The 11,998-nt window shown below is 46.4% G+C and carries 13 protein-coding genes and 1 tRNA gene; 3 read left to right on the plus strand and 11 right to left on the minus strand.

The annotated features are described in order from the left end of the window. Window positions 1–27 precede the first annotated feature (27 nt). The 11 genes from ptsP to D8Y20_RS03920 all read right to left on the minus strand — a co-directional run bounded on the left by ptsP (window position 28) and on the right by D8Y20_RS03920 (window position 7,989). A complete protein-coding gene (gene ptsP, locus D8Y20_RS03870) occupies window positions 28–1,749 on the minus strand; it encodes a phosphoenolpyruvate--protein phosphotransferase (protein ID WP_236075232.1) in 1,722 nt (573 codons plus the stop codon). Further along, window positions 1,746–2,030, minus strand: coding sequence for an HPr family phosphocarrier protein (locus D8Y20_RS03875; RefSeq protein ID WP_121541732.1), 285 nt, complete (start codon window positions 2,028–2,030; stop codon window positions 1,746–1,748). The genes ptsP and D8Y20_RS03875 overlap by 4 nt, the downstream gene beginning before the upstream one ends. Beyond that, the gene (locus tag D8Y20_RS03880; protein ID WP_121541733.1) at window positions 2,023–2,448 is read right to left on the minus strand and encodes a PTS sugar transporter subunit IIA; all 426 of its coding nucleotides are present in this window, start codon (window positions 2,446–2,448) and stop codon (window positions 2,023–2,025) included. The genes D8Y20_RS03875 and D8Y20_RS03880 overlap by 8 nt, the downstream gene beginning before the upstream one ends. Beyond that, window positions 2,445–3,356 (minus strand): RNase adapter RapZ, encoded by a 912-nt coding sequence (gene rapZ, locus D8Y20_RS03885; RefSeq protein WP_236075233.1) that lies wholly within the window; start codon window positions 3,354–3,356, stop codon window positions 2,445–2,447. The genes D8Y20_RS03880 and rapZ overlap by 4 nt, the downstream gene beginning before the upstream one ends. Then, entirely contained in the window at window positions 3,353–4,306 is a 954-nt protein-coding gene (gene hprK, locus D8Y20_RS03890) for an HPr(Ser) kinase/phosphatase (protein ID WP_121541734.1), read from the minus strand. Before hprK ends, rapZ begins: the two co-directional genes overlap by 4 nt. Further along, on the minus strand, window positions 4,306–4,740 hold the full coding sequence (locus D8Y20_RS03895) for a PTS sugar transporter subunit IIA (RefSeq protein ID WP_121541735.1): 435 nt from the start codon (window positions 4,738–4,740) through the stop codon (window positions 4,306–4,308). Before D8Y20_RS03895 ends, hprK begins: the two co-directional genes overlap by 1 nt. An 18-nt stretch (window positions 4,741–4,758) precedes the next feature. Beyond that, window positions 4,759–5,319 carry a ribosome hibernation-promoting factor, HPF/YfiA family gene (gene hpf / locus D8Y20_RS03900; protein ID WP_121541736.1) on the minus strand — a complete coding sequence of 187 codons (561 nt, stop codon included), beginning with the start codon at window positions 5,317–5,319 and terminating at the stop codon, window positions 4,759–4,761. Between the two features lie 213 nt (window positions 5,320–5,532). Then, the gene (rpoN, locus tag D8Y20_RS03905) at window positions 5,533–6,936 is read right to left on the minus strand and encodes an RNA polymerase factor sigma-54 (RefSeq protein WP_121541737.1); all 1,404 of its coding nucleotides are present in this window, start codon (window positions 6,934–6,936) and stop codon (window positions 5,533–5,535) included. 204 nt (window positions 6,937–7,140) lie between these two features. Further along, on the minus strand, window positions 7,141–7,461 hold the full coding sequence (gene grxD, locus D8Y20_RS03910; protein WP_121541738.1) for a Grx4 family monothiol glutaredoxin: 321 nt from the start codon (window positions 7,459–7,461) through the stop codon (window positions 7,141–7,143). Next, window positions 7,458–7,697, minus strand: coding sequence for a BolA family protein (locus D8Y20_RS03915; RefSeq protein WP_121541739.1), 240 nt, complete (start codon window positions 7,695–7,697; stop codon window positions 7,458–7,460). Before D8Y20_RS03915 ends, grxD begins: the two co-directional genes overlap by 4 nt. A gap of 215 nt (window positions 7,698–7,912) precedes the next feature. Next, window positions 7,913–7,989 (minus strand) — tRNA-Ile (locus tag D8Y20_RS03920). A gap of 53 nt (window positions 7,990–8,042) precedes the next feature. Here D8Y20_RS03920 and D8Y20_RS03925 point away from each other — a divergent pair. The 3 genes from D8Y20_RS03925 (at window position 8,043) to D8Y20_RS03935 (ending at window position 11,961) form a co-directional block, all read left to right on the plus strand. Beyond that, window positions 8,043–9,377, plus strand: coding sequence for a DEAD/DEAH box helicase (locus D8Y20_RS03925; RefSeq protein WP_236075234.1), 1,335 nt, complete (start codon window positions 8,043–8,045; stop codon window positions 9,375–9,377). 213 nt (window positions 9,378–9,590) lie between these two features. Next, complete coding sequence (locus D8Y20_RS03930; protein WP_121541740.1) at window positions 9,591–10,706, plus strand: fatty acid desaturase; 1,116 nt, start codon at window positions 9,591–9,593, stop codon at window positions 10,704–10,706. A 475-nt stretch (window positions 10,707–11,181) separates the two neighbouring features. Beyond that, a complete protein-coding gene (locus D8Y20_RS03935) occupies window positions 11,182–11,961 on the plus strand; it encodes a YdcF family protein (RefSeq protein ID WP_236075235.1) in 780 nt (259 codons plus the stop codon). Window positions 11,962–11,998 lie beyond the last annotated feature (37 nt).

The raw sequence follows: 11,998 nt of genomic DNA on the forward strand, positions 1-11,998 counted from the left end.
GCATGCAGATAGACGTAAATTGTGCAGCTATATAGATAAAGGCTGGTATTTTTCTCTACTCAAAAACTGTCGTACCATCAGAATATTATTCAAACTCATCGACAAATGATCCATATCAAGATTCAGGAATGTCGAAACCCATTCTGGTTCGGCAGCCAATTCACCACACACTGATATCGGAATAGCTACTTTTCTAGCCGCCAAAGTTGCCAATATAATCAAACGCAAAATGGCTGATTCACCCGTCTTAAACAAACTTGCCAATTCGTCATCATTGCGATCAGCTGCCAAGGTATATTGCAATAAATCATTGGTACCAATTGAGAAAAAGTCGCTGACAGCTGCAATTTCATCAGCCATCAAGGCCGCCGCCGGCACTTCAATCATTGCGCCAACAGGGACTGCTTGCGTGATCCCCAGGCGTTTACGGCAAGCGTCCATCGCATCATGCACCTGTTCCATCTCTTCCCTGGCCGTCACCATAGGCACCAGAATTTGTACCGGGCCAATTTCAGCAGCCCTGAGCATGGCGGAGAGTTGAATCTCCATCAGTTCCTTATTGCAAAGCAACAGACGAATGCCACGCAATCCCATAGCTGGATTGCTGCCTCCATATTGATGCCCGGCAAAATCACGATACAACCACGGGCGATCACCACCAATATCCAGCAATCGCATCGTAAGTGGCTTACCATTCATACGCTTCACTAGAGCGGCATATTGCACAAATTGATGATCTTCATCCGGCATTTTCGCTTCATTGATGAATAAAAACTCACTACGATAAAGGCCCACTCCGTCAATACCGATGCTTTCAGCCGCATCCAGTTCCTCTGGAAATTCGATATTGGCCATCAGTTTTAACGCATGACCATCTGCACTTAAGGATGGTTTGCATGCAAAGGCCTGTAAGCCCTTTTTGCTGGCCGCAATGGCATCAATAAATTTTAAATAAGCAGCCTGTTCAGTTGACGATGGATTCAACACCCATGAGCCCTGTTCAGCATCCAGAATCAGCGTATCGCCATCCTCAATATCAGAGAGAATACCGCCGGCGCCAACCAGCGTAGGCAGACCAACACCACGGGCGACAATGATATTATGTGCATCAGCACCACCCTGCTCAGTAATGATGCCAGCAACGCCATGACGCCACATGCTGACAATATCAGTAACAGAAAAATCATCACCGACATAGATTATATCTTCACTATCACTGCTGATTACAGACCAGCCGTCGAGCTGCTCACCCGGTGCCAATGCCAATGCATCAGTAGCCATCAAATGACTCAGAATCCTTCTGCCCGCGTGTTCAATATCATGTGTGCGGTTACGTAAATATTCATCTTCTACCTGCTCAAGAATAGCCTGAATCACATCCATTTCCTGTCGCAGTGCCCATTCGGCATTGATACAATCATTGTGAATACGAGAAATAGCTCTATCCAACAAATCCGGATCCATAATCAACATACGATGCACATCAAGTATGGTCAGCGAATCTTTAATACCTGTTTTATTGAGGTGATCACGTTCAATATCTATATCTGCTTTGGCCGCCTCAATCGCAGCCAACAAACGAGCCACTTCATGTTCAATATGTTCTCTGGCAACATCCCGTGCAGGGATGGGGTGACGGCCATGCAACAACTTCTGAACACGCCCGATAATAATGCCTGAACTTGAGGCCACCGCCGATCCTTCTCTACGGATCGGTATGCGTGCCTCTCCCTGCACTGAATTACTCACCCACCCTCTCCAAAATAAGCGTTTACCAGTGCTGTAATCGCATCAAGCGCATCCTCAGCATCAGATCCTTCAGCGCGAAGTTTTAGCTGAGTCCCTTTGCAGGCAGCCAACATCATTATACCCATGATACTTTTACAATTCACTTCTATATCATCCTTGATCAGCATGATATTAGCCTCAAAACGACTTGCTTCTGTCGCCAGCTTGGCCGATGCACGGGCATGCAAACCAAGTTTATTCTGAATATAAATAGCCTTCTCAGCGGTAAGCGCTTTAGACATCTCCGCACTCGGTAGCACGCGAAATATTTAGTTGCTGTGCTATTTGAATATATTGTTTACCAGATACCACAACCTGATCTGCCAATACTTTCAAATCTTTTTCATGGTGTCGCAAACTCGTAGCTTTAATCAGCAATGGTAAATTAAATCCTGAAATGACTTCCACATGCCCGGGTTTCAAACAGCCCATGGCAATATTGCACGGAGTCCCACCAAACATATCCGCCAGCAACAACACCCCCTTACCAACATCACACGCCTTAATTTTTTCATTCAACACTTTCGCAAGTGATTCAGGTTCATAATCATCACCGACATCCACACTAGCGATTAAGGGCTCTTCTCCGACCACATGCTGCAGCGCAATCAGCATTTCACTGGCAATGTGAGCGTGTCCAATCAACACAATTCCAATCACGCAACTACTCCAGCAGCTCTCTTTTTATCACTGGCATATTGCACAATACCCAGTTCACGATGCTGAATAGCAGGTTCCACCATTGCCTTGCCTTGCAACCATGACGCTATCTGCTCTGCCATATACACCGAGCGATGACGGCCACCACTACAGCCGAATGCAATCGTGAAATAATGTTTTCGCTCCTTTTGCAATTGCGGCCAGATAAATGCAAGCCATTGCTCTACATAGCGTTCTGCCTGCCCCACTTCCTTATATTGTTGCAAAAATGTTATCACGCTCTGATCTTGCCCTGTGCATGGTGCCAGCTCAGGCTGATAATGGGGATTGGGTAAGAAACGCATATCAAACACAATATCCGCATGCGCTGGTAAACCATTTTTATAGCTGAACGACATGACAGTACATGCCATTGCATTGGCTTTCTGCTTGTTTACCTTCCCAGCTTCCCTTAAACAAAAGAAATCGACCTTTTCAGCCAACTCGTATGGCGTTAAATGACTGCTATCAAGTACAATATCAGCCATGTCGCGCAAAGGCTTCAAACCCTCACGTTCCAGATGAATCGATGCCACCAAATCACGGTTGGAAGGGAACGGGTGGCGACGCCTGACCGTGGAAAACCGGCGCTGTAGCACCTCATCATCCGCTTCAACAAATACAAAGGACCAATCAGATGGCACAGCCATGTCTTCAATGACAGCTTTAATGGCCAGCGCACTAAAACCACTGCGCGTATCAAGACATACTGCAGCCTGCTGATTCTTACACTGCATGCTCAGAATCCAGTCTTGTAACATTTCCAATGGCAAGTTATCCGTACAGAAAAAACCGGCATCTTCCAGCGCATGCAATACTGTACTTTTACCTGCTCCGGATAGCCCGCTGATCAACAATATATCAGTCATTGCTCTGCTGTCCCTCGCTCTATCCGATCCTGCAATGCTTGCACAAAGCTCTCGCCACTATGGATACCACGCTGTTTTAATAATTGATTTCGGGTTGCTACCTCAACCAGCACGGCCAATGATCGTCCTGAACGAATCGGGATAGGCACACGTGGAATGTTCACTTCCATGAAATCTACTTCTCCCTCGTCACCCAACACGCGATCTTCCGGTTTAATCTGATCCCATGGAACCAATTCAACCACCAGCTTCAGTCGCTTCGTATCGGTAATGGCTGCGGCACCATAAAGGTCCCGGATATTCAAGATGCCTAAACCACGAATCTCCATATGGTAACGCAAATTTTCAGGGCTGCGTCCAACGATGATATTCTGGCTCTCATGCGTAAATTCCACCATATCGTCTGCAATCAGACGATGCCCACGCGAAATCAACTCCAGACCAATTTCACTTTTACCAATACCACTGGCTCCGGTAATCAACACACCGAGTCCAAAAATATCCATATACACACCATGTTGATGCAGCATCGGTGCTAAACGATGTGACAAATAGAGCATCATATGGGTCATAAATGCGGAAGAAGATAATGCCGATAACAATAGCGGGGTATCGGTGCGCTTAGCTGCCTCCAGGATAGTATCCGGCACCACCTGATTGCGCGTAATCACTACACCCGCCAGTTTCAAATCAAACACAGCATCAATAACCTGTTTCTGTTCCGATGCTGTACGTGTAGACAAAAATTGCAGTTCAGTCTTACCAATAATTTGCAAGCGATAATCACTCAGATTTTCAAGGAAGCCGGCAAAGGCCAGGGATGGCTTTTGCATACGAGGATGATCTATATAGCGATGCAGGCCGGCTTCTCCAGCCAATAGATGCATTTTTACTGCTTTTCCCTGCTCACTCAGCAGCTCACGAATCGTGATCCTGCGCTGTTTAGGCACTAGGCCTCCGAAACCTTACCGGCAAACAGAGCCGCCACGGTTTCACTGTCTTCCGCTTGCATAATTTGCTCACGAAATGATTCTTGTTGTAAATTTCTAGCCAGCTGCGCCAGTAGTTCAAGATGCTGACGATCATCAGAATCAGGCACCAACAGCAACACGACAATATGTACCGGTTTGCCATCTATTGAATCAAAATCCACACCTTCAGCATGCCTTGTCAGCACCAGCACCGGACTAGTCAGATCAGGCATACGACCATGGGGTATAGCAACCCCATGGCCAATTCCTGTACTGCCCAGCTGCTCACGTGCCATCACCACTTCCATCACTCTATCCGGATCAATAGAGGTCAGGAAATGGGCCATTTCGGTAATAATAGCCCGTTTGCTATGTGCCTGTGAATCCAGACAAATATGTTCAGTTGTGATCATGCATAGGCTCCGATTGGATCAAGCTTCCGGTTCAATCCAGCTTAACGCACCATCCGGGCGACGATAAACTGCATTCAATGATGACGTTTCATCATTGGTGAAAAATATAATATCACGACTGCCCAACTCCAGCTGCATCACAGCCTCATCAACACTCATCGGTTTCGCATCCAGCTGTTCATGACGCAACGTTGCCGGCTGATGATCTTCACTGAACTCTTCATTCTCTTGCGCCAGATCCAACACCTTATGCGACACTTTAATTTCACGCCCCTGTTGCTGCGCAACATTGCGATGGCGACGTAGCTTGGCCCGATAACGTTTCAACTGACGATTCAATTTATCCACTACACCATCAATCGATGCATACATATCGTCAGTTTCATGGCGACCATGAATATTGATGCCACTGGCCTGCATGCTCACTTCACATCGTTGCCGAAACTTCTCCACCGAAAGCACTACGTGAACATCTACAACATGATCAAACGAATGTTTTAGATGCTGTAGCTTGTCATCGACGTAAGATTTTAGCGGGTCTGTGAGTTCCACATGACGCCCTGTGATGGATACTTGCATATTTTGTCCTCCGTTCTATTTTGTTGAAGTCGTAAAAAAATCCATCCATGGCCTTTTTACGCCTCTGGAAGTGAAAAGCATTACTTTCACTCCCCTTATAAATCAAGCTCTTGCGAATAAAACACTTGATTTGCGCGCCCGTCCATGGGCGCGTTGATGACTCCTACGAAGTCATCAGTTTTAATAACGATGCTTTAACGAATCAAAACACCTTTAGCGTGTTTTAACGGCACGCCGCCGCTGGCTGCTTGGAGGCAAGCCCAACTGCTCGCGATATTTCGCTACAGTCCTTCGTGCAATTTCTATACCTTCAGCCTGCAAACGATCAGCAATGGCCTGATCGGAAATAGGGTGAGCTGTTGGTTCGGATTCAATCAAAGCTTTCACCCGTTGCTGTACGCGGTAAACAGATATTGAGCCTCCGCCACGCGTTGGCAACCCGGCCGAAAAGAAGCGCCGAAGCTCAATTAAACCAATTGGAGTATCCGCGTATTTACCATTGGTAACTCGGGAAATAGTAGATTCATGCAGGCCGACATCTTCAGCAACATCCTGCAAGGTTAAAGGCTTCAACCCCAGCACTCCGAACTCAAGAAATGCGCGTTGCCGCTCAGCCAGACACAGTGCCACTTTCAAAAGCGTTTCGCTGCGTTGATCCAATGCATGCATCAACCACTTGGCTTCTTTCATAGCCTGGGACATAAATTCTTTATCTTTGCCCTTCCATTCATGATCTTTCCACTGCTCATTCAGTCGCATTCCGCGCCATCCAGTGCCGGGAATATCTACTTCTATTTCCTGATCATTATTGCGTCTGAATATAATTTCAGGGCGAATATAAAAGTTATTATCTCCACGCATACCGTGGCCGGGGAACGGATCAAGCCTGCGCATTCGCATTCTAGCCTGTTGAATAATTTCAAGACTGCAATCAACTTTTTCAGCAAGCAGATCATCGGATTCATGCAACAGATCGGAAAAGTGCAATAAAAGACGCATGACCCATGTATCAATCTCTTGATCGGTATCCAACTGCAGCAATAAACATTCCGTCAAATCCCTGGCTCCAAGGCCACCGGGTTCGAGCTGTTGAATCACTTCTTCAAGCACCTTTTCAACAACGGCAGCATCGGTCACAATCTGATCGGCTATTTCAATTGCGAATTCAGCCGGATCAGCACGGAAATAACCATCATCATCCAGTGAATCAATCAGGATATGAGCGACTTCACGCTCAAGTTCAGGCATTGGCTCACGATTGACCTGATCATGCAAGGATTCGCTCAGGCTTAGTTCTCCCTGCCATGTTTGTTCACGCTCACTAAAACCATCACCACCTGAATCACGGCTCGAAGAAGAATACATGGATTCCCAACGATCATCCCCCACCTCTTTCCACTGCTCACGCTCAGCCACTTCCAGAGCGCGTTCCTGGTTGGGTGTTTCATTAGCCGCACTGGCATTGGGGTCCATCTCCAACATCGGATTAGATTCAACGGACTCTTCCAGATAATTTTCCAGTTCCATGCAATTCATAGCCAGCACTTTCAGGCTTTGGGTAAGTTGAGGGGTTAGCGCTAAACGCTGACCCAGTTTGTGACTAAGCTTGGTTTGCATCAGTAAGCTATCTCGGCAGCAAAAGCAGTTTTTTGGTTGTGCAAGCGCACAGGTGGTGAATAACCACGTTCACAGATTTCATGATAATCAAAACCGGAATCAATCAGCATCAACATCCTAGCTGTAGCTCATGGATTACCGCCAACTCTTGTCCAACCAGCCAACAAAGAATAAAAATACGGCGCTACAGAGCTTACCTTACGCTTATTTTTTATACGGCGCTAGCAATTCTTCCAGCTCGCCACCGTCATGCATTTCAGAGACTATATCACAGCCACCGACGAACTCAGCGTTAACATACAATTGGGGAATAGTTGGCCAGTCAGAATAGGCTTTAATACCCTCACGCACATCATTACTAAGCAGCACATTTACCGCAGAAAACGGTATCTCATATGAATTCAGAATAGCGGCTACGCGCTGGGAAAAACCGCATTGAGGAAAGTCGGGGGTCCCCTTCATAAACAAAACAACATCATTGTTTTTTACTACCTGTTCAATCTGCTGGGATACTGAATCACTCATGTGTTCTCCTTAGGGGTGGATGTTTTCAATGCAAGGGCATGGATAGCTTGTTTCATTTGCTCACCAAGGGCTGCATAAACCATTTTATGTTGTTGAATGCGCGTTTTACCTGAGAAACTTGAGGAGATCACTCGCAATTCAAAATGATCATCTCCGGAATATACATTCACTTCAACAACTGCATCAGGAATACTCTGACGAATCATATCAACGACTTCTTCTGGTTTTGGTGCCATTTCACATCCTGTTATCATTTATTCATGCCAAGGCTGACAATCACCCCTTTGATATTCAACCCTCTATTCTCTGTGTATAGCGTAATCACAAAGCTGTGCATCAAGGTACAAATCAACAGACGGCATCAATCCGCAAACGAAATCGATATACGACATCATTTCATATCAATACAAAAAAGCCTGCAATCACGAAGATCACAGGCTCTCTTGTTGTATGGTGGGCTCACTAGGACTCGAACCTAGAACCAACCGGTTATGAGCCGGTTGCGCTAACCAGTTGCGCCATGAGCCCTTTTTCAGTTCTTACGGGCGGCAGACTAATCAGCGCTTGGTGGCGTTGCAATCATGCAGCGCGTAAGCTTCCCCGCCATGAAACAGACGCTGGTCATCCAACCCACCTTATTTACTGAATTAAAACTGCCTGAGACGCTGCAAAAAGGCATTGAGTCGCTTGGCTTTACCGAGATGACTGATGTGCAGCAAACAGCGCTACCAATCACTTTGGCAGGCAAAGATGTTGCAGGACAAGGACGCACAGGCACGGGCAAAACAGCAACTTTTTTAATTACCGCCATCAACCGCCTGCTCACAACCGAACCCAAAAAGGGCCGCACAACACATCATCCCCGTGTACTGATCATTGCACCGACGCGTGAGTTGGTTGTTCAAATCGGTGAAGATGCCAGAAAATTAGCGCAATTCACTGATTTGAAATTACATTCTGTATATGGCGGCGTGGATTATGAAAAACAGCGATTGGGTTTTGAAGATGGCGTAGATATTCTGATTGGCACCCCCGGCCGATTGATCGACTATTTAAAGAAACGTGTATATTCGCTATCTAAAGCCGATATGCTGATTATTGATGAAGCCGATCGCATGTTTGATCTCGGCTTCATTAATGACCTGCGCTTTATGCTACGCCGCCTACCCAACTACAATGAACGCCAATCGCTGATGTTCTCTGCCACGCTGTCGCATCGCGTACTGGAAATGGCCTATGAGCACATGAATTCTCCAGAGAAATTGCGTGCTGAAGAGGGGGATCTGATCGCCTCTGGCATTACTGAATCGATGTACCACACCAGCATGGAAGATAAGTTTCCTATCCTTGTTCACCTGCTGCGTGAATCTAAGGTCGAACGCGGCATGATTTTCATCAATGAAAAACGTACCGGTGAACGTGTGGCAAAAAATTTGGCCCGCTACGGCTTTTCCGTAGGTATTTTATCCGGCGATGTACGCCAGAAAAAACGCATGCGCATTTTAGAGGATTTCACCAGTGGAAAATTGCATCTGCTCGTTGCAACTGATGTGGCCAGTCGCGGCCTGCATATCGATGGTGTAACGCACGTATTCAATTATGATTTACCCGAAGATGCGGAAAACTATGTCCACCGTATTGGCCGTACAGCTCGCGCAGGCGCCAGTGGCACAGCCATTTCATTTTCATGTGAACGCTTTTGTTTTGGGTTGCCTGATATAGAAGCCTATATCAGTCGCCAAATACCAATCACGCATATCGAGCCGGAGATGCTGGAGATTGGCAAACCAACGGCTCCGGGAGCGACTGCTGAAGGCATGCAAGCAGGTGACCGCGCCGAACAACACAACAGCAAACCCGGCGGACGCCCTAATGGCAACAGACAGAATAGAGGCAGAAGACCTCAGCGTAAATAGAGTATCCACTAAAGAGAGATACTTGAACAGCAACTATTGCCCTCTTCTGACCATTTTACGGATAACCTGACAGACAACACACCTGCCTACGACACCACTATAGGGTGCCATAGATGCACCACCCCGGGTGGTTGATATCGTCCTCTCTCACCTAGATAAATAGATGTATAATGTATAATGGTAAGAGTGGAACACTGTTGCTAAGGGGAAAATGTGAGTATAAACAGTTACCACAAGGTAGATCGAAAACAGCTAGCACAAGATCTGGATCAGATTCATCATGATGTGATCGCACGCATGGGCGAAGCTGATTTCACACACCTGAAGAAAATGGAACGCTGGGGCCGAGTATGCACACTCTTTGGTTATGCAACTGCGTGGATCTTCCCCAACCCTGTTTCCGCCTTGTTGATCAGCCAGGGTAGCTTCACACGCTGGACACAGATGACCCACCCTATTGTACATAAAGGTTATGATAAAATAGACAACATCCCAAACTCATATTCCAGCAAGACATTTGCACGCGGATGGCGACGCTTTATCGACTGGCCTGACTGGATCACACCCGATGCATGGCATCAGGAACATGATATTTTACACCACTATAATTTAGGTGAAAAACGTGACCCTGACCACCTGCAGCATAATATGGCGTGGTTGCGACAATCCAACATCCCCATGGCTGTACGCTTTCTTATCATTATCTTGTTTACAGCTATTTGGAAAATAGCCTACTACACACCCAGAACCCATAAAGAACTGCGCATCAGCCAGGCCCGACAAAACGGTGAGCCTGAGCCGAAAATGGTCAGAGGAGGAAGCTGGAGCTTGTTCACCAAACGCGGACGAGCCTTATGGCTGAATAGCATTCTACCCTACGTTGCCTTTCGATTTACTCTGCTGCCACTGCTATTTTTTCCGCTAGGGACTTCTGCAATGATCAGTGTATTGCTAACGTCTATCATGGCCGAATTCTTCACCAACATGCACTCTTTTCTGGTTATCGTACCCAATCATGCGGGCGATGATGTGATGATGTTTGAAGATCGAGGCAAAGGAAAAGGTGAGTTCTATCTGAGACAAATTCTCGGCTCGGTCAATTACCCAACCGGTTCTGATTCAAATGATTTCTTTTATGGCTGGTTAAATTATCAGATTGAGCATCACCTGTGGCCTGACATACCATTAAATCAATACCAATATGCGCAACCCCGGGTCGTTGAAGTATGCAAAAAACATGGTATCCCCTACTGCCAGGACTCTGTATTTAAGCGCCTATTAAAGGCCATCGACATTATGGCGGGACGCAGCTCCATGTTAACACCATAGCATCCAGATCAATCATAAAAGTTACTGATTATTAGCTGGAAGCCATGATTCAGCACCATTTAAAAGGATGATTAACAGGACAATCGCATGAAAACATGCCGGGGGCACATCCTGATGTAGAAATATTTACCACATAGGTCGAAAAGGGCATCCCAGAGTGAACTTTGCTCAGCTTTAGTCTGATTACCTTTGGAAAATTGCAAGGCTGCCTTGTCCTCAGCCTGATGATTGCTATAGTAATGCCAAAATTAAGTTAGAGGTTTCACCCATGCGATTAATTATTGTTTTATGCCTGTCCCTATTCATGTTGTCCTCTTGCTCTTACGTGCGTTATGGGTTGGTGACCACCATGGATGTAATCACAGCCCCATATCACTTTATCTTTGATGATGAAGAGGATCTGGATGATTGAGCATCTACACGCTCACATGATTAAACTTTCATCACGACCAAGCTAATATCTACAGCTGCCATCATGCTATTTATCACCAAATCTATCGCCCTGCTGTTGCTGCCTCCGGCAGGCCTTATTCTGCTTGCAGCGCTCGGTTTGCTTTTTTTAAAATTTCGCGGCGGCAAAGAACTGGTCATTATATCGTTGACGCTGCTCTGGGTACTCTCCACAGAGCCGGTGCGTGATGTATTAATTTCTCCTTTAGAAACCCACTATGCAGCCCTGAAAACCGATCCGACAACACTGCGGCAACTAGCAAAAGAGCATACTGCAATCATCCTCCTAGGAGCTGGCATTTATGAAAATGCGCCTGAATTTGGTGGCCGCAATGCCTTATCTGATCATGCCCTGATGCGTACCATCTATGCTGCGGATTTAGAAAAAACAACAGCGCTGGACATCTACACCACTGGCGGCCATGGCATTTCGGGCAAGCTAGAATCAGAAGGCAAAGTAATGCAACGCTGGTTGATCAAACTCGGCGTTGCACCTGAGAAAATTTTCAGTGAGAACACTGCCAAAACCACGTGGGAAAACGCTATCCATATTCAACAGATACTGCAGAAAAAAGGTATCAAAAAAATTATTCTGGTTACGACTGCCTGGCATATGCCGCGTGCCGTCCACGTATTTAAAGCCCAAGGCTTGAGTGTGATCCCGGCCCCCTGCGCGTATGTGGAAACAAAAGGGGCATATAATGTGCTTAGTTTTTTGCCACAAGCACATGTGCTAGCAGACTCATCTGATGCATTGCATGAATATATGGGGATATTATGGTATCAATGGGCCTATGCAGAGTGACAAAAAACACTAGTCTACATTATTCATGAATGGATAG

Source organism: Mariprofundus sp. EBB-1 (assembly GCF_003665155.1).
GTDB lineage: Bacteria > Pseudomonadota > Zetaproteobacteria > Mariprofundales > Mariprofundaceae > Mariprofundus.

Bases quoted from the DNA above. Each gene is read 5' to 3' on its own strand.
- rpoN (WP_121541737.1), bottom strand. From the start codon at position 6,936: ATGCAAACCAAGCTTAGTCACAAACTGGGTCAGCGTTTAGCGCTAACC.
- D8Y20_RS03895 (WP_121541735.1), bottom strand. From the start codon at position 4,740: ATGATCACAACTGAACATATTTGTCTGGATTCACAGGCACATAGCAAA.
- D8Y20_RS03875 (WP_121541732.1), bottom strand. From the start codon at position 2,030: ATGTCTAAAGCGCTTACCGCTGAGAAGGCTATTTATATTCAGAATAAA.
- grxD (WP_121541738.1), bottom strand. From the start codon at position 7,461: ATGAGTGATTCAGTATCCCAGCAGATTGAACAGGTAGTAAAAAACAAT.
- D8Y20_RS03915 (WP_121541739.1), bottom strand. From the start codon at position 7,697: ATGGCACCAAAACCAGAAGAAGTCGTTGATATGATTCGTCAGAGTATT.
- rapZ (WP_236075233.1), bottom strand. From the start codon at position 3,356: ATGACTGATATATTGTTGATCAGCGGGCTATCCGGAGCAGGTAAAAGT.
- hpf (WP_121541736.1), bottom strand. From the start codon at position 5,319: ATGCAAGTATCCATCACAGGGCGTCATGTGGAACTCACAGACCCGCTA.
- D8Y20_RS03925 (WP_236075234.1), top strand. From the start codon at position 8,043: ATGCAGCGCGTAAGCTTCCCCGCCATGAAACAGACGCTGGTCATCCAA.
- D8Y20_RS03935 (WP_236075235.1), top strand. From the start codon at position 11,182: ATGCTATTTATCACCAAATCTATCGCCCTGCTGTTGCTGCCTCCGGCA.